At 67.3% G+C, this 24,857-nt stretch carries 23 protein-coding genes; 10 read left to right on the top strand and 13 right to left on the bottom strand.

All coding sequences use genetic code 11. The features are described from left to right. The first annotated feature begins 28 nt into the window (after positions 1-28). The 3 genes from WNM05_RS17930 to WNM05_RS17920 all read left to right on the top strand — a co-directional run bounded on the left by WNM05_RS17930 (position 29) and on the right by WNM05_RS17920 (position 2,561). Positions 29-445 (top strand): VOC family protein, encoded by a 417-nt coding sequence (locus tag WNM05_RS17930; protein ID WP_434629382.1) that lies wholly within the window; start codon positions 29-31, stop codon positions 443-445. 62 nt (positions 446-507) lie between these two features. Then, positions 508-1,101 carry a cysteine hydrolase family protein gene (locus tag WNM05_RS17925; protein WP_434629379.1) on the top strand — a complete coding sequence of 198 codons (594 nt, stop codon included), beginning with the start codon at positions 508-510 and terminating at the stop codon, positions 1,099-1,101. A gap of 59 nt (positions 1,102-1,160) precedes the next feature. Continuing rightward, complete coding sequence (locus WNM05_RS17920; protein ID WP_434629376.1) at positions 1,161-2,561, top strand: hypothetical protein; 1,401 nt, start codon at positions 1,161-1,163, stop codon at positions 2,559-2,561. Positions 2,562-2,578: 17 nt separating this feature from the next. On the opposite strand, the gene WNM05_RS17915 is transcribed toward WNM05_RS17920, so the two are convergent. Then, positions 2,579-2,986 carry a hypothetical protein gene (locus WNM05_RS17915; RefSeq protein WP_434629374.1) on the bottom strand — a complete coding sequence of 136 codons (408 nt, stop codon included), beginning with the start codon at positions 2,984-2,986 and terminating at the stop codon, positions 2,579-2,581. Positions 2,987-3,067: 81 nt separating this feature from the next. Here WNM05_RS17915 and WNM05_RS17910 point away from each other — a divergent pair, with 81 nt between their 5' ends. From WNM05_RS17910 to WNM05_RS17895, 4 genes are all read left to right on the top strand, one after another. Beyond that, positions 3,068-3,916: a segregation and condensation protein A gene (locus WNM05_RS17910; RefSeq protein WP_434629371.1), complete on the top strand. Its 849-nt coding sequence runs from the start codon at positions 3,068-3,070 to the stop codon at positions 3,914-3,916. 95 nt (positions 3,917-4,011) lie between these two features. Then, complete coding sequence (locus WNM05_RS17905; RefSeq protein ID WP_434629368.1) at positions 4,012-4,479, top strand: OsmC family protein; 468 nt, start codon at positions 4,012-4,014, stop codon at positions 4,477-4,479. A 14-nt stretch (positions 4,480-4,493) separates the two neighbouring features. Beyond that, positions 4,494-4,955, top strand: a complete 462-nt coding sequence (locus tag WNM05_RS17900; RefSeq protein WP_434629365.1) for a thioredoxin family protein — start codon at positions 4,494-4,496, stop codon at positions 4,953-4,955. A 3-nt stretch (positions 4,956-4,958) separates the two neighbouring features. Continuing rightward, entirely contained in the window at positions 4,959-5,363 is a 405-nt protein-coding gene (locus WNM05_RS17895; protein WP_434629362.1) for an NUDIX hydrolase, read from the top strand. 7 nt (positions 5,364-5,370) lie between these two features. Here the strand turns inward: WNM05_RS17895 and WNM05_RS17890 are convergent, their stop codons facing one another. From WNM05_RS17890 to WNM05_RS17870, 5 genes are all read right to left on the bottom strand, one after another. After that, positions 5,371-6,195 (bottom strand): undecaprenyl-diphosphate phosphatase, encoded by an 825-nt coding sequence (locus WNM05_RS17890; protein ID WP_434629360.1) that lies wholly within the window; start codon positions 6,193-6,195, stop codon positions 5,371-5,373. A 100-nt stretch (positions 6,196-6,295) separates the two neighbouring features. Further along, on the bottom strand, positions 6,296-7,924 hold the full coding sequence (locus tag WNM05_RS17885; RefSeq protein ID WP_434629358.1) for a methyl-accepting chemotaxis protein: 1,629 nt from the start codon (positions 7,922-7,924) through the stop codon (positions 6,296-6,298). A gap of 117 nt (positions 7,925-8,041) precedes the next feature. Next, positions 8,042-9,460 (bottom strand): exodeoxyribonuclease I, encoded by a 1,419-nt coding sequence (gene sbcB, locus WNM05_RS17880; RefSeq protein ID WP_434629355.1) that lies wholly within the window; start codon positions 9,458-9,460, stop codon positions 8,042-8,044. A gap of 359 nt (positions 9,461-9,819) precedes the next feature. Next, on the bottom strand, positions 9,820-10,608 hold the full coding sequence (locus tag WNM05_RS17875) for an enoyl-CoA hydratase-related protein (protein ID WP_434629352.1): 789 nt from the start codon (positions 10,606-10,608) through the stop codon (positions 9,820-9,822). 27 nt (positions 10,609-10,635) lie between these two features. Continuing rightward, positions 10,636-11,424: an alpha/beta fold hydrolase gene (locus tag WNM05_RS17870; protein WP_434629350.1), complete on the bottom strand. Its 789-nt coding sequence runs from the start codon at positions 11,422-11,424 to the stop codon at positions 10,636-10,638. A gap of 153 nt (positions 11,425-11,577) precedes the next feature. Between WNM05_RS17870 and WNM05_RS17865 the strand changes: the two genes are divergently transcribed. The 3 genes from WNM05_RS17865 (at position 11,578) to WNM05_RS17855 (ending at position 16,310) form a co-directional block, all read left to right on the top strand. After that, positions 11,578-13,386: a GGDEF domain-containing protein gene (locus WNM05_RS17865; protein WP_434629347.1), complete on the top strand. Its 1,809-nt coding sequence runs from the start codon at positions 11,578-11,580 to the stop codon at positions 13,384-13,386. Between the two features lie 403 nt (positions 13,387-13,789). Then, positions 13,790-14,962 (top strand): ABC transporter ATP-binding protein, encoded by a 1,173-nt coding sequence (locus WNM05_RS17860; RefSeq protein WP_434629344.1) that lies wholly within the window; start codon positions 13,790-13,792, stop codon positions 14,960-14,962. A 58-nt stretch (positions 14,963-15,020) separates the two neighbouring features. After that, positions 15,021-16,310: an NAD(P)/FAD-dependent oxidoreductase gene (locus WNM05_RS17855; RefSeq protein WP_434629341.1), complete on the top strand. Its 1,290-nt coding sequence runs from the start codon at positions 15,021-15,023 to the stop codon at positions 16,308-16,310. A gap of 317 nt (positions 16,311-16,627) precedes the next feature. Here the strand turns inward: WNM05_RS17855 and WNM05_RS17850 are convergent, their stop codons facing one another. The 7 genes from WNM05_RS17850 to tgt all read right to left on the bottom strand — a co-directional run bounded on the left by WNM05_RS17850 (position 16,628) and on the right by tgt (position 24,842). Beyond that, positions 16,628-17,431 carry a hypothetical protein gene (locus WNM05_RS17850; protein ID WP_434629339.1) on the bottom strand — a complete coding sequence of 268 codons (804 nt, stop codon included), beginning with the start codon at positions 17,429-17,431 and terminating at the stop codon, positions 16,628-16,630. 112 nt (positions 17,432-17,543) lie between these two features. Beyond that, positions 17,544-19,442 (bottom strand): DNA mismatch repair endonuclease MutL, encoded by a 1,899-nt coding sequence (mutL, locus tag WNM05_RS17845; protein WP_434629337.1) that lies wholly within the window; start codon positions 19,440-19,442, stop codon positions 17,544-17,546. Positions 19,443-19,512: 70 nt separating this feature from the next. Further along, complete coding sequence (locus WNM05_RS17840; RefSeq protein ID WP_434629333.1) at positions 19,513-20,157, bottom strand: DedA family protein; 645 nt, start codon at positions 20,155-20,157, stop codon at positions 19,513-19,515. A gap of 83 nt (positions 20,158-20,240) precedes the next feature. Next, complete coding sequence (secF, locus tag WNM05_RS17835) at positions 20,241-21,176, bottom strand: protein translocase subunit SecF (protein WP_434629332.1); 936 nt, start codon at positions 21,174-21,176, stop codon at positions 20,241-20,243. A 4-nt stretch (positions 21,177-21,180) separates the two neighbouring features. After that, a complete protein-coding gene (gene secD, locus WNM05_RS17830; RefSeq protein WP_434629330.1) occupies positions 21,181-23,028 on the bottom strand; it encodes a protein translocase subunit SecD in 1,848 nt (615 codons plus the stop codon). A gap of 68 nt (positions 23,029-23,096) precedes the next feature. Then, positions 23,097-23,420 carry a preprotein translocase subunit YajC gene (gene yajC / locus WNM05_RS17825; RefSeq protein WP_434629327.1) on the bottom strand — a complete coding sequence of 108 codons (324 nt, stop codon included), beginning with the start codon at positions 23,418-23,420 and terminating at the stop codon, positions 23,097-23,099. A 306-nt stretch (positions 23,421-23,726) separates the two neighbouring features. After that, complete coding sequence (gene tgt, locus WNM05_RS17820; protein WP_434629324.1) at positions 23,727-24,842, bottom strand: tRNA guanosine(34) transglycosylase Tgt; 1,116 nt, start codon at positions 24,840-24,842, stop codon at positions 23,727-23,729. Positions 24,843-24,857 lie beyond the last annotated feature (15 nt).

Below are 24,857 nucleotides of genomic sequence, written 5' to 3'. Positions count from 1 at the left end.
GTCCCCGCAAGCGAACCAGGAGAGAGCGATGAGCGAAACGAGAGCGCTGCCCGGCGTGTATCCGTGCCTGTGCTACGACGACGCGGTGGCGGCGATGGAATGGCTGGAGCGGGCGTTCGGCTTCAAGCGCCGTTTCGCCGTGATAGAGGACGGCAGGGTGCATCACTCCGAGTTGAGCCTGGGCAATGCGGTGATCATGGTATCCAGCCCCAAGCCGGAACAGCAGTGGGTCAGCGCGCGCGGCCTGTCGGGGCTGGCGCAGGCTTTGTGCGTCCATGTGCCCGATCCGGCCGCGCATTACGAGCGGGCCAAGGCGCAGGGCGCGAACATCGTGCAGCCGCTGAAACGCGAGGATTACGGCGCCAGCGGCTATCTGGCGCGCGATCCGGAAGGCCAGCAATGGTATTTCAGCGATTATCTGCCCGGAGAATACTGGGAGTCCTGAGCCGGTAGTGCGCAGTCGCCCCGCGCGTGGCATCATGCTGTTTTCATTTTCAAGGCCGCCAGATGTCCGCGCCGCTGCGATTCACCTCCGATAAGCCCTTGCTGCTGCTGATCGACATGCAGCAGGCGGTCGACGACCCCGGCTGGGGACCGCGCAACCATCCGCGGGCCGAGCAGGCGTGCGCCGGCCTGCTGCAGGCATGGCGCGCGCGCGGCCTGCCGCTGATCCATATCCGCCACGATTCGGTCGAGCCGAACTCCACTTATCGGCCGGGCCAACCCGGCCATGCATTCAAGCCCGAGGTCGCGCCGCGGCCGGGGGAGACCGTGATCGCCAAGCAGACCAATAGCGCCTTCATCGGCACCGGGCTGGAGGCCTTGCTGCGCGCGAACGGCTGGCTGGAGCTGGTGATCGTCGGCGTCAGCACCGGCAACTCGGTCGAGGCCACGGTGCGGATGGCCGGCAATCTGGGCTTCGCGACCTGGCTGGCAGAGGATGGCTGCTTCGCTTTCGACAAGACCGACTGGCATGGCCGCCGCCGTTCCGCGGACGAGGTGCACGCGATGAGCCTGGCCAATCTGGACGGCGAGTATTGCCGCGTCTGCGGCAGCGACGGCATCCTGGCCGCGCTTGGCAATATTGCCGAACCTGCATGATCGCGGCGGTGGCGACGAAGCGCTAAGATGCGCCACCCAATCGATTTGTCATAGCCATCATGTTGAAACTGACTGTCGCCCGCGGCCCGGCCGGCGGGCCGCCGCCGATACCGGCGGCGGAACTGCAGCGTCTGGCCTGCCTGCCGGTCGCCGAGGTCTGGCAACAGCTGAGGCGGCATGCGTTCCGTCTGCGGCAGCTCGAGCCTGAGCCGCTGCGGCATCTGTCGGCGCTGCGCATGCTGTTCGACGCGGCGGCGGCGCTGCCGTCGCGCGCGTCGGCCGGCGACGAGGCGCGCCGCTGGTGGCAGTGGCTGCACGAGGAGTGCAAACGGCTGGCCTCGGTCGACGGCGGCCTGCCGGCCAGGCGCGATGGACGGTGGCTGGCATCGGCGCTGGCGCTGGCCAGCGGATGGCGCCTGGCCGGGCTGTGCGCGCTGTGCTACGCGCCGCTGCCCGCCGGTTTCTGGCAGGGTTGCCATCGCGTGTTCGCCGACACGCGCGCGCAGCGGTGGTACACGCGCTTGCCGGCCGAAGGGCTGGCCAGCGCGGGCGCCAGCTACCGCAGGCTGCTGCTGCTGGGCATCAGCGGCGGCAACCGGCTGCAGACGGCGCGGCTGCAATTGCTGCTGGCCTGGCTGGAGGGGCATGGAGACAGGCTGACGCTGCAGGCTTTGTCGGCCGGCCGGAGCGAGGCGTGCTGGCGCGTCGAGCCGGACGCCGACCTGCCGGCGCGGTTCGCCGAGCCCGAGGCGGTCGCCGGCGCGTCGTGGCTATTGGACGCCGGACCGGTGCTGCGCGCGCTGCGGAGCGCGCTGGAGGCCGGCGCGCAGACGACGACCGCGGCCGAGTGGCAGTTGCTGACGCGCTTGGAGGGGGAATGGAGCCGTCCGCCGCAACGGCGGCATCTGCGTTTGAATCAGCGCAATGGCCAGCGCGTTCAGCTGCTGGCGGGTTTCGAGCGCTGCTGGCAGATGGCGCACGACGGCGCGGCGCCGCCGCAGGCGCCGCCGGCCGAGCTGTTGGTGCTCAATCTGAGCGTCGCCGGCATCCGGCTGGGCGGCGAGCTGTCCGGCCTGGGGTTGCAGGCGGGCGAACCGGTGATGCTGAAACGGCGCGGCTTCGGCTGGCAGCTGGGCCTGGTGCGCTGGATCAGCCTGCCGGACGATCCGCAGCCGGGCGAGTGCGGCGTGGAGTTCGTCGGCAAACGGCCGCTGGCTGTCCAGGCCGCGGCGGTGACCAGCCTGGACGACGGGGCGATGGCGCCGGGCCTGCTGTTGCAGGCCGAGCGGCGCTTTCTGCGGCGCGGCGTGCTGTTGCTGCCGGGACGGGCCTACCAGCCGCTGCGGCCGTTCCGGCTGCGCGCGGCCGACGGCGAATGGCTGGTGCGGGCGCAACGGCTGTTGCAGCAGACCGGCGCCTGCCAGCTGATGGAAGTGAGTCTGGACGAGCGGCTGGAGTAGCGGACTCAGGAGCGGACTCAGGAGCGGATCTGCGCGCGCGGCGAGCGGCAGCCTTGCCAGCGGCCGTCGCGCTGGTGGCAGATGCTGACGACCCGTCCGCTGGCCAGATCGCCGCTGACCACGAAGGACACCGCCGGCGTCGGCAGGCCCAGGCCGTGGCGCGGAGGGGGCGCCAGGCGGAAGCGATAGGTGCTGCCGGCATCGCCGGCGGCGGCGACGATATAGCGCGGCGCGTCGGCATAGCCCAGTTCCCGCTCGATGATGCGGCGGCTGATCTCCTCGATTTCGCGCTTGCGCCAGAAATGCGGCGACCGGGCGTCGGCGATGCGCGGCGCGGTGGAGGGCGCGTCGGCGGCGTGGCAGGCGGCCGGCAGGGCAGTGACGGCAAGCAGGCAGAGAGTCAGCAGCAGGCGGAGAGGGGGCAATGCGGTATCGTCCGGGATCAAAGCCTGTTGGTGCGCTTTCGCGCGTAAAAGTTCAAGCGCGCGCGTGGTATCCTTGCCGCCATGACTGCCGTGCCAGAGACTCCCGCCAGCGGCGACGCCGCCGATTTCCAGCTGACCGCGCCCGAGCTGCCGCCCAGCGTGCCGATCGCCCATGTGTTCGGCCAGCCGGTGCTGGAGGTGCCGCAGGACCTGTTCATCCCGCCCGACGCGCTGCAGGTGATCCTGGAGAGCTTCGAGGGGCCGCTCGACCTGCTGCTCTATCTGATCCGCCGGCAGAACCTCGATGTGCTGAACATCCCCATGGCGGAGATCACCGCCCAGTACATGTCCTATATCGACGCGATGAAGCACGGGCGGCTGGAGCTCGCGGCCGAGTATCTGCTGATGGCGGCGCTGCTGATCGAGATCAAGTCGCGTCTGCTGCTGCCGCGGCCGCAACTGGACGAGGACGGCGAGCCGGAAGACCCGCGCGCCGAGCTGGTGCGTCGGCTGCTGGAGTACGAGCAGATGAAGCTGGCGGCGCTGGAGCTGGACAAGATTCCGCAGGCCGACCGCGATTTCGCCTGGCTGGCGGTGCTGATCGAGCAGTCGGCCGAACAGCGTCTGCCGGACGTCGGCGCCGCCGACCTGCGCCAGGCCTGGCTGGCCATCCTGTCGCGCGCCAAGCACCGCCGCCATCACAAGGTGGAAAAGGACGAACTGTCGGTGCGCGAGCAGATGAGCTGGATCCTGCGCTACCTGGACGGCAGGGAATACGTGCCGTTCGAGGAGCTGTTCGACGTCGACAAGGGCGTCGCCCACCTGGTGGTCAACTTCATCGCCGTGCTGGAGCTGGTGAAGGAGGGCATGGTCAAGGTCAGCCAGGAGGCGCCGTACCAGCCCATCTACGTGCGGATCGCGCTGGTGTAAGGTCCGCCATCCCGGAGCCGTCCGCGTCGCGGTGGCGTGCGCGCCGGCGGCGGCTGCGTTATGCTGATGTTCTGTCTATCGCATGGAGAACCAGCATGGCGCAGCATCAGGCGGAAGTGATATGGCGGCGCGGCGATCAGGATTTCCTCGATCGCCGCTACAGCCGCAGGCATGTACTGAAATTCGACGGCGGAACCGAGGTGCCGGGCTCTTCCGCGCCGCAGACGGTGCCGCCGCCGTATTCCGATCCGGCGGCGGTGGACCCGGAAGAGGCCTTCATCGCGTCCTTGTCCAGTTGCCACATGCTGTGGTTTCTGGACATCGCCGCGCGCGCCGGTTTCCGCGTCGACGAATACCATGATGTCGCCGTCGGCGAGATGGGCAGGAACGAGGCCGGCAAGGCCTGGGTGGCGCGGGTGACGCTGCAGCCCGGCACGTCCTTTTCCGGCGACAAGCTGCCGACGCAGGAGGAGCTGGAGCGCTTGCACCACGCCGCCCACGCCGAATGCTTCATCGCCCACTCGGTGAAAACCGAAATACTGTGCCTGCCGCGGCTGGCCTGATCGGGGAGAGATCCATGCGCAAGTTTCTGATCCTGTTGTCGCTGCTGCTAGCCGGCGCGACCGCCCAGGCCGCCGAGCGGCCGTACGACGAGCAGGCCGACGCCAAGGCCGAGCTGAGCCGGACGCTGGAGAGCGCGAAGCAGAGCCGACAGCCGGTGCTGCTGATCCTGGGCGCCAACTGGTGCCCGGACTGTCGCGCGCTGGATGCGGCGCTGAAGAGCGGCAGAAGCGCCGAGCTGCTGGCGCGCGCGTTCAAGGTGGTGAAGGTCGACGTCGGCAATTTCGACCACAATCTCGACATCGACGCCGCCTACGGCCACCCGATCGCCAAGGGCATTCCGGCGGCGGTGGTGCTGTCGCCGGACAACAAGGTGATCTACGCGACGCGGGCCGGCGAACTGGCCGACGCCCGGCGGATGAGCGAGACCGGCATCTACGAATTCTTCGAGCGCGTCAGCCGCGAGGCCGGGCAATAGGCGGTGGCGTTCGACGACACCTTCCGCCTCAGCGCCCATGCGGTGATCACCGATGCGGCCGGTCGGGTGCTGTTGCTGAAAGCCACCTACGGCGATCTGGCCTGGGGCCTGCCGGGTGGCGCGCTGGAGCCGGGCGAGACCATACACGAGTGCGTCGTGCGCGAATGCCGCGAGGAGTTGGGATGGGAGGTGGCGCCGCTGTACCTGAGCGGCGTCTATTACCACCGCGCTTTTAACTCGCAGGCCTTCGTATTCCGCTGCGCGCCGCCGCCGGGCGTCGAGCCCGGACTGAGCGCCGAGCATTCCGCCTGGCGCTATTTCGCCGTCGGCGAATTGGGCGAAGTGCAGCGCCGGCGCGTCGAGGACTGCCTGGCTTACGCCGGCGCGGCGGTCAGCGGCCGTTTCTGAGCGCCGCTCAGGCGCTCCAGTCGACCAGGCCGCTCCACCAGGTGCCGAGCACGATCAGGCCGAAGGCGATCCGGTACCAGGCGAAGGCCTCGAAGCTGTGCGTGGCGATGAAGCGCAGCAGCGCGCGTATCGCCAGGAAGGCGAAGACGAAGGAGGCGATGAAGCCGACGGCGAACACGCCGACGTCGTCGGCGCTCAGCGCGTCGCGGTGCTTGTACAGGCTGTACAGCGAGGCGGCGCCCAGCGTCGGGATGCCGAGGAAGAAGGAGAACTCGGTTGCCGCCTGGCGCGACAGGCCGAGGAAGAGGCCGCCTATGATGGTGGCGCCGGAGCGGCTGGTGCCGGGAATCAGTGCCAGGCACTGGCACAGGCCCACCTTCAGCGCGTCCTTCAGGCCCAGTTCGTCGACGGTGGCCACCGACACCCGGTGTTGCCGCCTCTCGGCCCACAGGATGATCAGGCCGCCGATGATGAAGGCGACGGCGACGCAGACCGGATTGAACAGCACGGCCTTGATCTGCTTGGAAAACAGCAGGCCGGCGACGGCGGCCGGCACGAAGGCGATGACGATGGCCAGCAACAGATTGCGTTCGCCGCCCGGACGGACGGCGCCAGCTACGGTGCGGCCTATCTTGCCGCGGTATTCCCACACCACCGCCAGCATCGCGCCCAGCTGGATGAAGATTTCGTAGACGTCGCGCTTTTCCTTGTCCAGGAAGCCCAGCAGGTCGCCGGCCAGTATCAGGTGGCCGGTGGACGAGATCGGCAGGAATTCGGTGATGCCTTCGACCAGGCCCATCAACAGCGAGTGAAACAGCAGAACGGGATCCATCGCACGCCTCTTATCGGGATGATGGCGGCGATTATACGGTGAAAATGCCGGACGGATTGGCAGTTCGTGGCGCGCGCGGCGAGACGCGCGCGCCGGCGTGTCACAGGCGGAAGCGGGTGGTGACGCTCTGCAGCTTGGTGGACAGCGTGCTCAGCTGGGTGGAGGTGGTGGCCAGCTCCTGCACGGTGGCATTGTTCTCCTCGGCCATCTTCGACACTTTCTCCATGTCCTGCGCCAGGCTCTGGCTGGTGCTGCGCTGCTCGCTCAGCGCGCCGGTGATGCTCTGTATCGTGCGCATGATGGTACCGGCGCTGCTCTCGATCTCGCGCATCGAATTGGACGCCTGCTCGGCGGTGCCGGACACGCCTTCCACGCAGTCCAGGCTCTGGCCCATGCTGCTGACCACCTTGCCGACGCCCTGCTGGATCGACGCGATCATCGTCGTGATTTCCTGCGCCGAGGTCGTGGTGCGCTCGGCCAGCTTCCTGACCTCGTCCGCCACCACGGCGAAGCCGCGCCCGGTCTCGCCGGCGCGGGCGGCCTCTATCGCGGCGTTCAGCGCCAGCAGATTGGTCTGGTCGGCCACGTCGCGGATCACCGTGACGATATTGCCGATCTGCTGCACTTCCTTGGTCAGGCTGTTCATCTGCTTGGCGGTATCGTCCACCGAGGTGGTGACGAAGCGGATCTTGCCGACCGACTCCAGCACCTCGCTGCCGCCGCGGTTGGCCAGCTGGCCGGCGGTCTGAGCCTGCTCGGACGCCTCGCTGGAGTTGTCTGCCACCTGGTTGATGCTGACCGTCAGCTGCTCGATGGAGGCGGCCGCCGAAGTGGTGGCCTCGGCCTGGGTCTGGGCGCCGTTGGCCACCTGCTGAGCCATGCCGGACAGCGCGCGCGCCGAGTCCGACACCTGGTGGGCGTTCTCCTGGATGCTCAGCACGACGGCGCGCAGGCCTTCGCGCATTTCCTGGATGTCGCGCGCGATGCCCAGCACCTCGTCGCGGGCCGGCGGTATAGGCTCGGACGTGCCGGACAGGTCGCCGAGCCGGATCTGGTGCACCAGTTCCGCCGATTTGCGCAGCGGCGTGGTGATCAGATTGGAAATCGCCAGCGCCACCAGCACCGCCAGCACCAAGGAAACCAGCGCGGTGGACAGCAGTATCGTGATGGCCTGCTGGCTGGACTGCTGGGCGGACAGCATCGATTTTTCCAGCCGGCCCTGCTGCCGCTCGCGCAATGACTGCAGCGCGGCGATGAAGGCGTTGTTGGCCGGCGCGAAGCGCTGGTCGAGGAATTCGCGGCCGGCGTCTGTCTGGTGGCTGCGCATCAGGCCGTACAGCGGCGCGAACAACGGCCGCTGCTGTATCTGGGCGTCGCGGATCTTGACGAACAGCGCGCGCCCCTCCGGTTGGGACAGCATGGGTTCCATGCTGTCGAGGTCGGCCTGGTTGCTGGCGCGCAGGGCCTCGACATTGCGGATGTGGTTTTCCACCTTCTGCGGGTCGCGGGACAGGATGCCGTCGCGCACTTCGCGGCTGATGTACAGCAGATTGAGGGAAATGCGGTTGGACAGCACGATTTTCGGATAGCGGTCCTCCCTGATCTCGTGGACGTTGTCCTGTATGGTCTGCAGCTTGTGGTAGGCGACCACCACGACGGCGCACAGCAGCAGGATCAGCAGGGAAAAACCGCTCAGCAGTTTCTGTCGGACAGTCAGTTGTTGCAGCATGCGCGCCTCCCGGATGGCATCGCGGTTCTACATATAAATAGTTTTAGCCGATCAATTAGTGAAAATTCATACGAGGAAATGCGTAGGCCGGGGTCGCGGTCCCCGGCCCGATCCGGCTCAGTCCGGCTGCGCCTGCAGCGTGGCGGCGTAGTCGGCCACCTGCTGCAGCAACTGCCGCTGCTGCGGCGTCAGCTCGGTCTGACGCAGCTCCGCCAGTTCCCGCTCGAACGCCGGCAGCGCGGCGTCCAGCCGGGTGCGGCACCATTGCCGCCAGCGCCGGCGCTCGTCGCCGGACAGCGTGTCGGGGAAGTTGCGCGCGCGGTAGCGGAACAGCAGCTCGGCCAGCTGAGGGTCTTCGAACAGGGCCATTTCGCCGGCCAGCTGCGGCGCCGACAGCCGGCGCATCTTCTGCAGCACCTTGCGATCGTTGTTGGAGACGAAGCCGCCGTACAGGTTCTGGTCCACGTCCTGCGGCTCGCCTGCCTCGCGCTGGTAGACCTTGCGCCACTGCGCCGACAGGTCCGGCAGCGCGCGGGCGGCCTCGGCGTGTCGGTGGACGGCGGCGAGGTCCATGCCCCAGTGCGCGGCGCGCTCGTCGCTCAGCACCTTCAGATTGGCGACGACGAACGGCGATTTGTTGATGTGTATGGTCTTGATCGGCAGCCGCGCGACGCCATCGGGCAGCTCCTCGGCGCGGCTGAACATCCGCTGGCGCAGCGCGTCGGCGTTCAGGCCGCGCAGCTCGGCCGGATCGTGGGCCAGATCCCAGACGATGACCTCGTTGGCGTTGGTCGGGTGCGCCGCCAGTGGCCACACCACGGCCAGGTTGCCGCGCTCGACGCCATACATGCCGGAGACGTGCAGCACCGGCTTGGGGTCGTGCAGCGACAGCTGCACCTTGACCGCGTCCTTCTTGCGCAGCGTCAGGTAGTAGTCGAACAGCTTGGGCTGACGCTGGCGGATCAGACGCGCCAGGGCGATGGTGGCGCGCACGTCGGACAGCGCGTCGTGCGCGGCCTCGTGGGCCAGGCCGTTGGCGGCAGACAGGTGCTCCAGCTTGAAGCTGACGCGGCCGTCCTCGTGTTCCGGCCAGACGATGCCGTCGGGCCGCAGCGCGTAGGTGGCGCGCACCAGGTCCAGCAGGTCCCAGCGGCCGCAGTGGTTCTGCCATTCGCGCGCGTACGGATCGATCAGGTTGCGCCAGAACAGGAAGCGGGTGACTTCGTCGTCGAATCGCAGCGAGTTGTAGCCGACGCCTATGGTGGCGGGCGTGGCCAGCTCGCGCTCGATCACGGCGGCGAACTCGTGCTCGGCGACGCCGTTTTGCAGGCACTGCTGCGGCGTGATGCCGGTCAGCAGGCAGGCCTGCAGCGTCGGCAGGTAGTCGGGCGCCGGGCGGCAGTACAGCATCACCGGCTCGCCGATCTCGTTCAGCTCGGCGTCGGTGCGGATGCCGGCGAACTGGGACGGCCGGTCCTGGCGGGGCACCACGCCGAAGGTTTCGTAGTCGTGCCAGAAAAAAGTGTGGTTGGACATGGCTTGGACGGCAGAGGTTGACGCGGCCATTGTCGCACCGCGGCCGCCCAGCGGCCAGTCCGCGGTAGCGCTTGGAGCCTGTTCAAAGTCTTTTTGCGGCAGCGGCCACCTCTGCCGGATGCAGGGCGCGGAAAGCGGCCCGCCGCAGTGTCGTTCACTGCAAGGGACGTTTGACAAAGCCATGCGCCGGCAGAAAACGGCCCCGAAGGGCAGCCCGGCCAGCAGGCCATCTGCGGCGTTGTCAGGCCAGGCCTTGGAATGACCAAGGCCTACGCCCTCCGCCTTGCATCTGGCCTGCTGGCTGGGCTGCGCTGCTCACAAAAAGACTTTGGACAGGCTCTTAGAGCCTGTCCAAGGTCTTATTCCATCCAGCCGGGCCGGCGCATTTCGATCAGCGCGTGTATGCCTTCGCGGCCCTCGTCGCTCATCCGCACGGCCAGGCTGTGCTCGATGCAGCGCTGCATCACCTGCGGCGTGATCTCCTGGCTGCCGATCTCGCCCAGCAGGTGCTTGGCGGCCCGCATCGCCGCCGGGCTGTTCAGCCGCAGATGGTCCAGCAGATGCTGGACGGCGGCGTCCAGCTCGTCGTTTTCCACCACCTGGTGCAGCAGGCCCAGCCGCTTGGCCTTGCCGGCGTTGAAGCGCTCGGCGCTTATGCAGTAGCGGCGCGCGGCGCGCTCGCCTATCGCGCGCACCAGATACGGGGCGGCCAGCGCCGGAATCTGGCCGAACTTGACTTCGGACAGGCTGAACAGCGCTTCCGATACGCCGATGGCGATGTCGCAGCAGGCGACCAGCGCGACGCCCAGGCCGAAGGCCGAGCCCTGGACCCGCGCCAGCGTCGGCTGGGGCAGCGTGTCAAGCGTGTGCAGCAGCCGCGCCATCTGCTGGGCGTAGCGGTTCAGCTCGCTGGCGGAGAACTGCGACAGCCGGCGCAGCCAGTCGGGGTCGTGGCCGGCGGAGAAACTGATGCCGTTGCCGGTCAGCACCACCGCGCGCACCGTGGCGTCCTCTGCCAGCGTCTCCAGCGTGGCGGCGAGCAGGCTGATGGTCTCGTCGTCCAGCGCGTTGTGCAGATCGGCGCGGTTCAGCGCGACGGTGGCGATGCCCTGTTTGTCTACGGTCAGCAGTACGGCGTCGGTGCTCATCAATCTCCCCTCTTGTTCGTGGCCGCCTCAGCGCGAGCCGAAGCGGATGATGCTGCGGGCGAAGGCGTCGGCGGCTTCGATGTGCAGCACGTGGCCGGCGCCGGGCAGGATTTCCAGCTCGGAGCCGGCGATCAACTCATGCAGCAGCCGGGCCTGGTACAGCGGCGTCAGCCTGTCCTCGTCTCCGACCAGGATATGGACCGGGAGTTGCAACTGGGGCAGCCAGGTGCGGGCGTCGTGCTGCCTGACCCCGTTGATCAGCCGGATCACCGCGTCCCAGTCCACCAGCCCGGCCAGCATTTTCAGATCGTCCAGCATCGCGGCGTTGGCGGCGAGAAAACGGCTGGAAAACAGCCAAGGTACGCTGACCTGGTAGCGCAGGTCCAGCCCGCCCTGGCGATTGGCGGCGATCCAGCTGTCGCCGATATGGCCGTTGACGCTGTCGGCCCAGGCCAGCGTGCCGGCCAGCAGCAGCCGTTCGATCCGGTCCGGATGGCGGTGGGTCAGATGCTGGGCCACCATGCCGCCGTACGACAGGCCGGCCACATAGACCTTGTCCAGCTGCAGCCAGTCCAGCAGGCCGCAGGCCAGGTCGGCCTGTTCGGCCAGCGGGTAGGCGTCGCCGGGCGGATGGTCGCTCTGCCCCTGGCCGAGAAAATCCATGCGCAGCAGGCGGAAATGCGGCTCCAGCAGCGGCAGCATGAAGGTCCAGCCGACGGTGGACATGGTGATGCCGTTCAGCAGCAGCAGTGTTTGCGCGCCGTGGCCACTGTCCTCGTAATAGACTGTGTGTCCGGCTATCTGGGCGTGGGGCATCGCATGCTCCTGCTGGCTACGGTGTCTTCATTCTAGAACCGGGGGCCGGGCGCTGAACAGGCCGGAGACGCAGAATGGCGCAATGTCACGCCATTGACACGTCATTGTCTTAAATTGGGACGGTTTTATCGCAGCGGACCGTTTCTCCCCATCATGCAAATTTGCGTCGAGCCACCGCCGTCGCCCGATCTGGCGGACGATTGCCGGCAGTTGGAGGCCATCATCGGGCAAGGCAGGCTGCAGCCTGTGTTTCAGGCCATCGTCGATCTCGAGGCCGGCACCGTGCTCGGCCACGAAGGTTTGATCCGCGGCCCGTCGGGCAGTGCGCTGCATTCGCCGATGATGTTGTTCGAGGCCGCCGAGCGCTGCCGGATGACGCCGGCGCTGGACCAGGCCTGCCTGCGAGCCTGCGCCGAGCGCTTCGCCGAGCTGGCGCTGCCGGGGCTGCTCTTCGTCAATATCGGTCCGGAGACGCTGCTGGCGCAGGAGCGGCGTCCCGCGGCGGTGCTTTCCTTTCTGGAAACGGTAGGGCTGGACAGCCGGCGCGTGATTCTGGAACTGACCGAAAACCGGCCCGGCGGTGCTTACCCGGCCTTGCGCGAGGCGGCCGACGGCTGCCGCCGGGACGGCTTGCGCATCGCGCTCGACGATTTTGGGGAGGGCTTTTCCAATCTTCGGCTATGGTCGGAATTGCGGCCGGACATCGTCAAGCTGGACAAGCACTTCGTGCGGCACATACATCTGGACCCGTTGAAAGAGCAGTTCGTCCGCTCCGTCGCCGACATCGCGCGCCAGTCCGGCGCGCTGCTGGTGGCCGAGGGGATAGAGTCGGCGGAGGAGTTGCGCACGCTGCGCCGGCTGGGCGTGCGCTACGGCCAGGGCTATCTGCTGGCGCGGCCGCAGGCCAGGCCGCCGCGGCAAGGGCCGCGGATGGCCGACATGCTGCCGTCGGTCGGCCGGCGTCCGGGGCCGCGCTACCAGCCGCTGGCGCGCGATCTGCTGCTGGAGGTGGCGCCGCTGGAGGCCTGCGTGCCCAATGAGACCGCCTACCGCCGCTTTGCCGAGCATCCGGACTGCTTCGCCATTCCGGTGGTGCAGGACGGCCTGCCGGTGGGACTGCTGCGCCGCCACCATCTGCTGGAAAGCTTCGCCAGGCCGTTCAACCGCGAGCTGTACGGCAAGAAGCCCTGCCGGATGATGATGGACAAGCAGCCGCTGGTGGTGAACGCCGACATCAATGTGCACGAGCTGTCCAGCCTGGTGGTGGCGGCCGAGCGGCGCTACCTGGTGGACGGTTTCATCATCACCGAGAACGGCCGCTATCTCGGCATGGGCACCGGTTTCGCCTTGATGCGCAAGATCAGCGAGCTGCAACTGTCGGCGGCGCGCTACGCCAATCCATTGACCGGCCTGCCCGGCAATGTGCCGATCAACGAGACGGTGGACCGCCTGCTGGGCATGGACGCGCCCTTTGTGGCGGCCTACGCCGACCTGGACCATTTCAAACCCTTCAACGATCTGTACGGCTATGCCGCCGGCGACAGCCTGATCGAGCTGGTCGCGCATCTCCTGTTGGAACACGCCGATCCGGAACGCGACTTCGTCGGCCATGTCGGCGGCGACGATTTCGTGCTGCTGATGCAGTCCGACGACTGGGAGACGCGGCTGCGGCGGGTGCTGGCCTGTTTCGGCGAGCAGGCTGCGGCGCATTTCTCCGAGACGCACCGCGCCGCCGGCGGCTTCGAGGTGGCCGCGCGCAGCGGCGAGGCGGTGTTTCTGCCGCTGACCACCTTGTCGCTGGGCGTGGTCAAGGTCGGGGCGGGTCAGTACCACGGCCACCGCGAGATCGGCGCGGCGACGGCCGAGGCGAAGAAGCAGGCCAAGAAAATGCCGGGCAACAGCCTGTTCGTCGAATGCCGCCTGCCGGGCGAGCCGGCCTCCTGCCGCTGCGGGCGGTCCTGAACACAGGCTCCCCGGTCATGGGCTGCGGCGGGAAAGCGACAGCTATCGCCGCGCGCCGGAGCCGCCTCTTGTCAAATTTATTAAACATGGCATAGGCTGTGTCGAAAGAGCCGGAGCGACAGACTCCCGGCCGATGCCGCCGAAGATGCGGCAGACAAGAGGAGACATCATGGTCAGTTGCATCGCCGTGACGGCCGCGCCGCCGTCCGCACCTTCCCGCTCTAGCCGTTGTTCGTTTAATCTTTTCAGGCACGCCGCCATCGATTCGGCCACGCCGGCCTGAGCAGACTTTCAGCCTGTTCAAGCCGGGGAGGACGATCTCGCGGCGCCTCCCCGTTCACTAGCAGCACGCGTTCAACCGTAGCGGCGCCCGCCGGGCGTCCGAGCTGGAGGGAGTCAGATCATGCAGGAAGCCATCGCGGCCAGCCAACAAGCCCGCGGCATCGCCGCCCGCGGCGTCAGTCAAGCCGCCGTCGCAGAAGAAGCGCCGTATCTGAGAATCGCCGGGGTGGTGAAGAAGTTCGGCGACCACCTGGCGGTGGACCACATCGACCTCGACATCCGCAAGAACGAGATTTTCGCGCTGCTGGGCAGCTCCGGCTGCGGCAAGTCGACGCTGTTGCGCATGCTGGCCGGCATGGAGACGCCGACCGCCGGCCGCATCGTCCTGGACGGCCAGGACCTGCAAGGGCTGCAGCCGTACGAGCGGCCGGTCAATATGATGTTCCAGAACTATGCCTTGTTCCCGCACATGACGGTGGAGCAGAACGTCGCCTTCGGCCTGAAGCAGGACAATGTGCCGCGCGACGAGATCGCCGAGCGGGTGGCGAAGATGCTGGACCTGGTGCAGATGCGCAAGTTCGCCGGGCGCAAGCCGCACCAGCTGTCCGGCGGTCAGCAGCAGCGGGTGGCGCTGGCGCGCAGCCTGGTCAAGCGGCCCAAGCTGCTGCTCTTGGACGAGCCTCTGGGCGCGCTGGACAAGAAGCTCAGGCAGCAGACGCAGCTGGAGCTGGTCAATACCATAGAAGCGGTCGGCGTCACCTGCATCATGGTCACCCACGACCAGGAAGAGGCGATGACGATGTCCAGCCGCATCGGCATCATGAGCGAGGGCAAGCTGCTGCAGGTCGGCACGCCGACCGAGATCTACGAATACCCGAACTGCCGCTTCACCGCCGAGTTCATCGGCGAGACCAATATGTTCGAGGGGGCGGTGGTGGTGGACGAGGCCGACCTGGTGGAGATCGACTCGCAGGAATTGGGCGGGATGATACAGATCGAGCACGGCATCACCGGTCCAAAGGGCATGCGGGTATGGGCCAGCGTGCGGCCCGAAGACGTGCGGCTGGACAAGCGGCCGCTGCAGCCGGGGCCGAACCGCGCCGCCGGCACGGTGGAGGACATCGCCTATCTGGGCAGCTACTCCGTCTATCACGTGAAACTGGCCGGCGGCAAGATCGTCAAAGCGGTGGTGCCGTCGTCGCGCTGGTTCGACGCCGACGAGACCGCGCCGACCTGGGAGGAGCCGGTCTATGTCAGCTGGCGCGCCGACTCCCCGGTGGTGCTGACGATGTGACCTTGCGCGGCTCCGGCGTCGCCGGGGCCGTTTCCTTCCCCCGTTTCCCGAGGATTTTATGCTGCGTTTCGCCCATCAGCCGCATCCGCCGTCCTATTACGCCGCCACCGCCAACGCTTGGGAGGCGTTGCCGCCGTTGCTGGGCGAGGCGAGCTGCGACGTCTGCGTCGTCGGCGGCGGCCTGGCCGGCCTGTCGGCGGCGCTGAACCTGCGCGAGAAGGGCTTCTCGGTCGTCGTGCTGGAGGGCTCGCAAGTGGGCTTCGGCGCCTCCGGCCGCAGCGGCGGCCAGGTGATCGCCGGCTATGCCGGCGACATCGACTCGATCCGCGCCCAGGTCGGCGACGAGGCGGCCCGGGCGCTGTGGGACATGTCGGTGGAGGCGGTGGACATCATAGACGAGCGGGTGCGCCGCCACGGCATCCGCTGCGACTGGCGGCGGGGCTATGTCAGCGTGGCGGTCAAGCCGCGCCACATGCGGGAGCTGGAAGACTGGCAGCGCGAGGCCGAACGGCGCTACGGCTATGCCGGCCAGCAGCTGTGGGACCGCGACACGCTGCGCGGCAAGCTGGCCAGCGAGCGCTACCAGGGCGGCCTGTACGATCCGCGCTCCGGCCACCTGCACCCGCTGAACTACACGCTGGGCCTGGCCCGCGCGGCGTTGGACGCCGGCGTTGTCATCCACGAGCAAAGTCCGGCGCTGCGGATAGAACACGGCGCGATGCCGACTGTGCATGCCGAGCGCGGCGCCGTGCGCTGCCGCCAGCTGGTGCTGGCCTGCAATTCCTATATCGGCGCGCTGGAGCCGGCGCTGGAGCGGCGCATCATGCCGGCCGGCACCTATGTCATCGCCACCGAGCCGCTGGGCGAGGAACGCGCCGCCGCCTTGATCGCCGACGCGATGGCGGTGTGCGACACCAATTTCGTGCTCGACTACTACCGGCTGTCGGCCGACCACCGGCTCTTGTTCGGCGGCAAGGTCAGCTACTCCGGCCGCGAGCCGCGCGATCTCGCCGGCGCGATGCGCGCCGACATGCTGCGCGTGTTTCCGCAACTGGCCGACGTAGGAATCGATTACGCCTGGGGCGGTTTCTGCGACATCACCGTCAACCGCGCGCCGGACTTCGGCAGGCTGGCCGGCAATGTCTACTATCTGCAGGGCTTCTCCGGCCACGGCGTCAACATCACCGGCCTGGCGGGCAAGGTCGTGGCCGAAGCGATAGCGGGAACGTCGTCGCGACTGGACCTGTTCGCCAAAATCCGCCACCGCGATTTCCCCGGCGGCAAGCTGCTGCGCACGCCGGCGCTGGTGTTGGGCATGGCTTACTACCGGATGCGGGACTACCTGTAGCGCGCTGGCGCGAACTTCATGCACAGCGTCCGAGCGTGCGGAGCAGGCTCGGGTTGTTCAGCGGTTTTGGCTCTGAGGTATGAGTCTGATGGTCAGGGTGCCGCATCGGATCGGGGCGGGCGACTGGTTGTCCCGTTGACGGTTCGCTACTGTCTCGAAGCGGGCGAGGGCGTGCGGCCGACTTGGCAAATCCGCTGCGCGGGCGGATTCGTGCAACAAATCCCCATCGATTTGATTCCTCAGCGGGTGCGGCTCTAAGGCCCGGGTTTTGCGTCCGGCCAGATCGCAGCCCGACAGCGACACGCGGGGTATTCCCGTCAGAACAGATAATTCCCGGCATACAGCGCCGTCGCCGCGTGGCGGATGGCGGTCGGGTCCGGCGGCAGCCGGTCCGGCAGCACGTCGGCGTCCAGCGTCGCGCCCAGCAGATAGACCCGGCCGTTGCCGGCGACGTGGAAGACCGGGCCGCTGACGCCGCCGTCCAGGCTCAGGATGTCGGTGAAGCGGAGCTTCGGATGGAGCCGGCGCCTGACCTGCGGATGGCGGCCCTGGATGCGGGCGTGGCGGATCTGCAGCGCATGCGCGTGGCCGAAGCCGGTGGAGAACGCCGTCTTGCCGGCCATGTCCTGGCCGTAGAAAGCCAGATCGCCGTTGCCGTAGGCGATGCGGTGGGCGGGGTTGGCGGCGATATAGTCGCCAATAGGCAGCGGCGACTTGAACGACAGGAACATCAGGTCGTAGTCCCAGCGGCCGTAGCCGTTGCGGAACTCGATGCCGCAGCAGTCGGCGTCCAGCCGCTGCCAAAGCCTGGGGGAGGGCGGGCGGCCGTGCTCGTCGACGGCGGAGGCGAAGTCGTAGCCGATTGCCAGGCCGTCTAGGAAGTTGGCGGCCAGATTGTCTACCTGGTCCTGGTTCCAGATCGCCGGCGTGTCTATGCCGGCATGCGCGCACAGATGGTGCTTGGCGGCGACGATGCCCTGCACCCGATTGGCGTCGACGACCAGCGCGCCGGCGCAGCTGAAGCGTTCATGGCTCAGGCAGACCGAGCTGAACTGGATCTGCTCCCGCGCCGATGGCGGGAGCAAGGAATAGGCGCGAAGCGCGGGGTTGTCGGATGGCATGCGTCCCTTCCTCCCGAATGGCGGGCGAAACGGCGCCTATCGACGGCGCCTGTCATGGGGACGAATGGCGGCGGCGGATGTGAACGGCCGGCGCGAGGCCGGCCGCGCATCGTTACTGCCCGCGCATGAACAGCTTGTCCAGATCGCGCATCGTCAGCCGGCTCCAGGTCGGGCGGCCGTGGTTGCATTGGCCGGAGCGCTCGGTCACTTCCATGTCGCGCAGCAGCGCGTTCATTTCCGGCAGCGTCAGCTGGCGGTTGGCGCGCACCGCGCCGTGGCAGGCCATCGTCGCCAGCAGTTCGTTGCGGCGCTCGGTCATCACCTGGGTCAGGCCGAACTCGCGCACGTCTTTCAGCACCGCGCGCGCCAGGTCCACCGGGTCGCCGTCCTTCAGCCATACCGGGACGCCGCGCACGGCGATCTGCGTCGGCGACAGCGGGGCCAGCTCGACGCCCAGCTTCTTCATTTCCTCGCCGTGCTCGTGGGCGGTGGCCACCTCCATCCGGTCGGCGGCGAACGATACCGGCAGCAGCAGCGGCTGCAGCGGGATGGAATCGGCCTCCAGCGCGTTTTTCAGCCGCTCGTAGACGATGCGCTCGTGCGCCGCGTGCATGTCGACCAGGATCAGGCCGTCGGCGCACTGGCTGAGGATGTAGACGCCGTGCAGCTGCGCCAGCGCGAAGCCCAGCGGTGGGATGCCGTCCTCGTCGCGCGCCGGCATCGCCAGCACCGCCGGATGCGGCAGCGGCGCGGCCGGGGCCGGCATCGTCGGCTCGGGGGCGTTCAACGCCCGTTCCTCGTCGCGCAGGCCGCCGAACAGCTTGTCGTAGATGCCGGTCGCCTCGCGCGCGACGCTCAGCGGGATGGACTGCTGCTGATAGCGGAACGGTTGAGGGGCCGGCGCCGACGATGGCGCGGAACGGCCGGCGGGCGGGCTGGAGAACAGCGGCGCCGATTCGCCGCGCGACAGCGGCGGCGCGGCCGGTTCGGCGCCTTCGACCTGAACCGTCGGCGCGGCGCCGGCGCTGGTGCCGGCCAGCGCCTTGTGCACGCTGTGGAACAGGAACTGGTGCACCGCCTGGCTTTCGCGGAAGCGCACCTCGATCTTGGTCGGGTGGACGTTGACGTCGACGCCGGACGGTTCCAGCGTGAAGAACAGCGCGTAGGCCGGGTGGCGGTCGTGGTGCAGCACATCGCGGTAGGCCTGGCGCAGCGCGTGCTGGGCGGTCTTGTCGCGGACGAAGCGGCCGTTGACGTAGAAGTACTGGGCGTCGCGGCTGGCCTTGGAATAAGTGGGCGAGGCGACGAAGCCGCTCAGCGCCAGCGGGCCGGCCTGGCTTGAGAGCGGGATCGCGGCGGCGACGAAGTCCTTGCCCAGCAGCGCGGCGACGCGGTCCTCGGCGCTTTGCGACGGCAGCCGCCACGCCACCTTGCCGTTGTGGCGCAGCAGGAATTCCACGTCCGGGTGCGCCAACGCGATGCGCTCGAAGGTCGCCGCGCAGTGCGCGTACTCGGTGTTCTCGCTCTTCAGGAATTTGCGCCGCGCCGGCGTGTTGAAATACAGGTCCACGACCTCGACGCTGGTGCCGTGCGGGTGAGCGGCCGGCTCCACCGGATGCAGCGTGCCGTCTATCGCGATGATCTGGTGGGCGTGGTCGGCGTCGTGCGGCCGGCTGACCAGCGTCAGCCGGGAAACGGACGCCACGCTGGCCAGACCCTCGCCGCGGAAGCCCAGCGTCGATACCGACTCCAGATCGTCCAGCGAGGCGATCTTGCTGGTGGCGTGGCGGTCCAGCGCCAGCGGCAGGTCGTCGGCGGCGATGCCGGCGCCGTTGTCGGTGACGCGTATCAGCTTGATGCCGCCCTGGGCCAGGTCGACGCTGATCCGCGTCGAGCCGGCGTCCAGGCTGTTTTCCAGCATTTCCTTCAGCGCGGAGGCGGGACGTTCCACTACTTCGCCGGCGGCGATCTGGTTGACGAGGTGGTCGGGCAGGCGTTGGATGCGTGTCATGGGCGGCGCGATTGTGAGAGCGGAAAACAAACAAGGCCGCGATAGGCGGCCTTGTCGATTTTACTACGGTTTACTGCCGGGCGGCCGCGCGCTTGTGGCGCAGGAACTCGATGATGGCCGGCAGGAACGATACGACGATGATGCCAAGGACCAGCAGCTCCAGATTCTTGCGCACGAAGGGCAGGTTGCCGAAGAAGTAGCCGGCGTAGACGAAGCTGGCCACCCAGATCACGGCGCCGAGCACGTTGTAGACGGTGAACTGGCGATAGCCCATCGCGCCGATGCCGGCGACGAACGGCGCGAAGGTGCGCAGTATCGGCGCGAAGCGGGTGAAGATGATGGTCTTGCCGCCGTGACGCGCGAAGAAGGCGTGGGTCTTGTCCAGGTACTGCTGCTTGATCAGCCGCGGGTAGCGCTGCAGCAGCGCCTTGCCCAGGTAGCGGCCTATCGTGTAGTTGGCGGTGTTGCCGAGCACGCCGGCGACGATCAGCGTCGCGGTCAGCGCGTGCACGTCCATCTTGCCCATCGCGGCCAGCGCGCCGGCGACGAAGAGCAGCGAGTCGCCGGGCAGGAACGGCGTCACCACCAGGCCGGTTTCGCAGAAGATGATCAGGAACAGGATGGCGTAGATCCACGGGCCGTAGTTGGCCACCAGCTGCGCCAGGTGGGTGTCGATGTGCAGGATGAAATCGATCAGGAATGTCAGGACTTCCATGAGGGTTCCAGTGCGTGTTGCGGGGTGGGCGGAACAAAAAACTGGCCGGACGAGCCGGCCAGTGATTCAGCGGGAGCAGCGGATCAGACCACCGCTTCCTCTTTCGGTTTCACCGGCTTGATCATGTGTTCGCGGGTCACGCCCAGCCACAGCGCGATCGGGCTGGCCACCAGCACCGACGAGTAGATGCCGAACATGATGCCTATGGTCAGCGCCATCGCGAAGCCGTGCAGCGCCGGGCCGCCGAACACCAGCATGGACACCACCATCATCTCGGTGGAGAAGTGGGTGATGATGGTGCGGCTCATCGTCGAGGTGATGGCGTTGTCTATGACCGACGCCACCGCCTGGCCGCGCATGCCCGGCTTGCGGAAGTTCTCGCGGATCCGGTCGAACACCACCACCGACTCGTTGACCGAGTAGCCGAGCACCGCCAGGATGCCGGCCAGCACCGTCAGCGAGAATTCCCAGCGGAAGAAGGCGAAGCAGCCGAGGATGATCACCACGTCGTGCATATTGGCGATGATGGCGGCCACGGCGAAGCGCCATTCGAAGCGCAGCGCCAGGTAGAGCATGATGCCCAGGCAGACCAGGATGACCGCGGTCAGGCCGCTGGACACCAGTTCGGCGCCGACGCTGGGGCCGACGAAGTCGACCTTGCGCAGCTGTACGGCGGCGTCGTCGGCCTTCAGCGCGCCCATCACCTTGTCCGACAGCTGGGCCGAGCTGGTGCCCGGCTTGTTCGGCAGGCGTATCATCACGTCGCGGCTGGTGCCCAGGTTCTGAACCGTGGCTTCGCCGAGCTTCAGGCCGTCGACGCGGTCGCGGATCTTGTCCAGGTCGGCCGACTGCTGGTACTGCACTTCCAGCACGGTGCCGCCGGTGAACTCCACGCTGAAGTTCAGGCCGCGGGTGGCCAGGAAGAACACGGCCAACACGAAGGTCACCAGCGAGATCGCCGTGGTGAGCCGGCCGTAACTCATGAACGGGATGTCCCGTTTGATGCGGAAAAGCTCCATTGCTTTAGCCCTTGTTTTCCGGTTTCCACACCTGGCCGATGGCCAGCGAGCTCAGTTTGCGGCGGCGGCCGTACCACAGGTTCACCAGGCCGCGCGACACCAGCACCGCCGAGAACATCGAGGTCAGGATGCCCAGGCAGTGGACGATGGCGAAGCCGCGCACCGGACCGGTGCCGAAGATCATCAGCGCCAGGCCGGCGATCAGCGTGGTGACGTTGGAGTCCAGGATGGTGGCCCAGGCGTGGCCGTAGCCGGCCTGGATCGCCGAGTGCGGCGGCACGCCGTTGCGCAGCTCCTCGCGGATGCGCTCGTTGATCAGCACGTTGGCGTCGATGGCCATGCCCAGCGCCAGCGCGATGGCGGCGATGCCGGGCAGCGTCAGCGTGGCCTGCAGCATCGACAGGATGGCCACCAGCAGGAAGACGTTGATCGCCAGCGACAGGCCGGAGAACACGCCGAACAGGCCGTAGTAGATCACCATGAAGACGACGATGGCGGCGAAGCCCCACAGCGTGGCGTGGAAGCCCTTCTCGATGTTTTCCTTGCCCAGGCTGGGGCCGATGGTCCGCTCTTCTATGATGTTCATCGGCGCGGCCAAGGAGCCTGCGCGCAGCAAGAGGGCGGTGTCGTTGGCCTCGGCGGCGTTCATGCTGCCGGATATCTCGACGCGGCCGCCGCCGATTTCGGTGCGGATCACCGGGGCGGTGACGACTTCCTTGCGGCCCTTCTCCACCAGCACCATCGCCATGCGCTTGCCGACGTTTTCGGCGGTCAGCTGGCGGAAGATGGCGGCGCCGGTGCTGTCCAGGTTGATGCTGACGGCGGGCGCGCCGAACTGGTCGAAGCTGGGCTGGGCGTCGTTGATATTGTCGCCGGTCAGCTCGACGTCGTTCTTCAGCAGGATCTTGCCGCTGCCGCGCGAGGTGACTTCGTCCAGCAGCTCGTAGCCGGCCGGCACGTTGCCGGCCTGGGCCTCGGCCACCTTGGCCTGGTCGTCCTCGACCATGTGCACTTCCAGCGTGGCGGTGCGGCCGATGATGTCCTTGGCGCGGGCGGTGTCCTGGATGCCGGGCAGCTGCACGACGATGCGGTTCGGGCCGGCCTGCTGGATGATGGGCTCGGTGGTGCCCAGCTCGTTGACGCGGTTGTGCAGCGTGGTGATGTTCTGCTTGACGGCGTCGTTCTGGATCTTGGTGATCTCTTCAGGCTTCAGCGTCAGCAGCAGTTTGTTCGAGGCGTCGTCGGTGCGGATGGCCAGCGTCGGCAGCGAACGGTAGGCGACGTCCTGGGCCGACTTCAGCGTGTCGGCGTCGCGCAGCTGCACTTGCAGCGTATTGCCGACGCGCTTGATGTCGCCGTAACGCACCTGCTTGTTCTTCAGCTCGCGGCGCAGATCGCCGGCGTAGCGTTCCATCGCCTTGTCGATGGCGGCCTTCATGTCCACTTCCAGCAGGAAGTGCACGCCGCCGCGCAGGTCGAGGCCGAGGAACATCGGATTGGCGTGCAGCGAGGACAGCCAGGCGGGGGAGGCCGGCAGCAGGTTCAGCGCGATGATGTAGTTGTCGCCGAGCGCGTGCTGGATGGCGTCGCGCGCCTTCAGCTGGGTGTCGGTGTCCTTGAAGCGGACCTTCAGGCTGTTGTTCTCGAGGAACACGCCGTCGGGATTCAGGCTCTGCGCCTTCAGGGCGTCTTCCACGCGCGCCATCACGGCGGTGTCGACCGGGATGGACTGGCGCGAGCTGGAGACCTGCACCGCGGGAGTCTCGCCGTAGAAGTTGGGCAGCGTGTAGATCGCCGACAGAATCAGCGCCACCACGATGACGAGGTATTTCCAGAGAGGGAAGCGGTTCATGTTCTAGTTCTGGATAGGGAAATGAACAGGCCGCCGGCGAAACGAGTCGGGGGCGGCCGTGGCTTGCATTACAGGGACTTCAGCGTGCCCTTTTCCAGCTTGGCGCTGACCGCCGCGCGCTGCACGTGGATTTCCACGTTGTCGGCGATTTCCAGCGTCAGGTATTGTTCGCTGGCCTTGGCCACGCGGCCGACGATGCCGCCCTGGGTGACCACTTCGTCGCCCTTCTGCAGTTCGGACAGCATCTTCTGGGTTTCCTTCATGCGCTTCTGCTGCGGGCGCACCATCAGGAACCAGAACAGCACGAAGATCACGATCATCGGCAGGAAGCTCATCAGGTCGAAACCTGCGGGAGCGGCGCTGCCGGAAGCGAAGGCGGGGGTAATGAACATCAGGATGACTCCTAGTTTGTTATGACTGCTCGTATGGCAAACAGGGCATTGTAGCGATGCTCCATGGCTTTTCCAACCATGGCGCCCTGTAAGAGTCTGTTTACGATCCGTTTGCGGCATCGGCGGTTTTCTGCCGGATGCCGGGCGCTCAGAGCGGTCCCCACGGTGTCGTTCACTGCCGGTGGCGTTTGATCAAAGCCATGCGCCGATGAAAGGCGGCTCCGAAGCGCTGCCCGGCCGGCAGGAAACAGGCTCCAAGGCCGTGGGACCGCCGGCGAACGGCTACGGTTCCCACGGGCCGCGTCCTCAGTTGACGCCGCGCGCGCGCTTGGCGGCGAACTCCAGGCGGAAGTCCTCGAAGCGGTCCTCTTCGATCGCCTTGCGCATCTCGCGCATCAGCTCCTGGTAATAGAACAGATTATGTATGGTGTTCAGCCGCGCGCCGAGGATTTCGCCGACGCGGTGCAAATGGTGCAGGTAGGCGCGGCTGAAGTTGCGGCAGGCGTAGCACGCGCATTCCTCGTCCAGCGGCTTCTTGTCGTCCTTGTAGCGCGCGTTCTTGATCTTGACGTCGCCCCACTGGGTGAAGATCCAGCCGTTGCGCGCGTTGCGGGTCGGCATCACGCAGTCGAACATGTCCACGCCGTTGGCGACGCCGTGCACCAGGTCCTCAGGCGTGCCCACGCCCATCAGGTAGTGCGGCTTGTCGGCCGGCAGCATGTCCTTCAGCTCGGTCAGCATCCGGTACATCTCCGGCTTCGGCTCGCCGACCGACAGGCCGCCGATGGCGATGCCGTCGAAACCGACCTGCATCAGGCCTTCCAATGATTCGCGACGCAAATCGGTATATAGGTTGCCTTGCACGATGCCGAACAGCGCGTTCGGGTTTTTCAGGTCGTCGAAGGCGCGGCGCGAGCGCTCGGCCCAGCGCAGGCTCATCTGCAACGACTTCTGCGCGGTGGCGTGGTCGACCTGGCCCGGCGTGCATTCGTCCAGCTGCATCACGATGTCGGAGTTGAGCACGGTCTGGATCTTCATCGAGATCTCGGGACTCAGGAACAGCTTGTCGCCGTTGATCGGGCTCTGGAAGGTGCAGCCTTCCTCGGTCAGCTTGCGCATGTCGGACAGACTGAATACCTGGAAGCCGCCGGAGTCGGTGAGGATGGGCTTGTCCCATCCTATGAACTCGTGCAGGCCGCCGAACTGCTCGACGATCTCCAGGCCCGGGCGCAGCCACAGGTGGAAAGTGTTGCCCAGGATGATCTCGGCGCCGATATCGTTCAGCTCGACCGGGCTCATCGCCTTGACCGAGCCATAGGTGCCCACCGGCTGGAAGACCGGGGTCTCCACGGTGCCGTGGTTCAGTTCCAATGTGCCGCGGCGGGCGCCGCCGGAGGTCTTGTGTACGGTAAACTTCAACATTATTCGAAGTATCGC

This window comes from Chromobacterium sp. CV08, assembly GCF_051129845.1.
In the GTDB taxonomy this organism is placed as follows: Bacteria; Pseudomonadota; Gammaproteobacteria; order Burkholderiales; family Chromobacteriaceae; genus Chromobacterium.
This window is presented reverse-complemented; position numbering and strand designations above follow the sequence as displayed.

What these genes read in the sequence shown, in the direction of transcription:
- WNM05_RS17930 (WP_434629382.1), top strand. Translation starts at nt 29, where the DNA reads ATGAGCGAAACGAGAGCGCTGCCCGGCGTGTATCCGTGCCTGTGCTAC.
- WNM05_RS17925 (WP_434629379.1), top strand. Translation starts at nt 508, where the DNA reads ATGTCCGCGCCGCTGCGATTCACCTCCGATAAGCCCTTGCTGCTGCTG.
- WNM05_RS17920 (WP_434629376.1), top strand. Translation starts at nt 1,161, where the DNA reads ATGTTGAAACTGACTGTCGCCCGCGGCCCGGCCGGCGGGCCGCCGCCG.
- WNM05_RS17910 (WP_434629371.1), top strand. Translation starts at nt 3,068, where the DNA reads ATGACTGCCGTGCCAGAGACTCCCGCCAGCGGCGACGCCGCCGATTTC.
- WNM05_RS17905 (WP_434629368.1), top strand. Translation starts at nt 4,012, where the DNA reads ATGGCGCAGCATCAGGCGGAAGTGATATGGCGGCGCGGCGATCAGGAT.
- WNM05_RS17900 (WP_434629365.1), top strand. Translation starts at nt 4,494, where the DNA reads ATGCGCAAGTTTCTGATCCTGTTGTCGCTGCTGCTAGCCGGCGCGACC.
- WNM05_RS17890 (WP_434629360.1), bottom strand. Translation starts at nt 6,195, where the DNA reads ATGGATCCCGTTCTGCTGTTTCACTCGCTGTTGATGGGCCTGGTCGAA.
- WNM05_RS17885 (WP_434629358.1), bottom strand. Translation starts at nt 7,924, where the DNA reads ATGCTGCAACAACTGACTGTCCGACAGAAACTGCTGAGCGGTTTTTCC.
- sbcB (WP_434629355.1), bottom strand. Translation starts at nt 9,460, where the DNA reads ATGTCCAACCACACTTTTTTCTGGCACGACTACGAAACCTTCGGCGTG.
- WNM05_RS17875 (WP_434629352.1), bottom strand. Translation starts at nt 10,608, where the DNA reads ATGAGCACCGACGCCGTACTGCTGACCGTAGACAAACAGGGCATCGCC.
- WNM05_RS17870 (WP_434629350.1), bottom strand. Translation starts at nt 11,424, where the DNA reads ATGCCCCACGCCCAGATAGCCGGACACACAGTCTATTACGAGGACAGT.
- WNM05_RS17865 (WP_434629347.1), top strand. Translation starts at nt 11,578, where the DNA reads ATGCAAATTTGCGTCGAGCCACCGCCGTCGCCCGATCTGGCGGACGAT.
- WNM05_RS17860 (WP_434629344.1), top strand. Translation starts at nt 13,790, where the DNA reads ATGCAGGAAGCCATCGCGGCCAGCCAACAAGCCCGCGGCATCGCCGCC.
- WNM05_RS17855 (WP_434629341.1), top strand. Translation starts at nt 15,021, where the DNA reads ATGCTGCGTTTCGCCCATCAGCCGCATCCGCCGTCCTATTACGCCGCC.
- WNM05_RS17850 (WP_434629339.1), bottom strand. Translation starts at nt 17,431, where the DNA reads ATGCCATCCGACAACCCCGCGCTTCGCGCCTATTCCTTGCTCCCGCCA.
- mutL (WP_434629337.1), bottom strand. Translation starts at nt 19,442, where the DNA reads ATGACACGCATCCAACGCCTGCCCGACCACCTCGTCAACCAGATCGCC.
- WNM05_RS17840 (WP_434629333.1), bottom strand. Translation starts at nt 20,157, where the DNA reads ATGGAAGTCCTGACATTCCTGATCGATTTCATCCTGCACATCGACACC.
- secF (WP_434629332.1), bottom strand. Translation starts at nt 21,176, where the DNA reads ATGGAGCTTTTCCGCATCAAACGGGACATCCCGTTCATGAGTTACGGC.
- secD (WP_434629330.1), bottom strand. Translation starts at nt 23,028, where the DNA reads ATGAACCGCTTCCCTCTCTGGAAATACCTCGTCATCGTGGTGGCGCTG.
- yajC (WP_434629327.1), bottom strand. Translation starts at nt 23,420, where the DNA reads ATGTTCATTACCCCCGCCTTCGCTTCCGGCAGCGCCGCTCCCGCAGGT.
- tgt (WP_434629324.1), bottom strand. Translation starts at nt 24,842, where the DNA reads ATGTTGAAGTTTACCGTACACAAGACCTCCGGCGGCGCCCGCCGCGGC.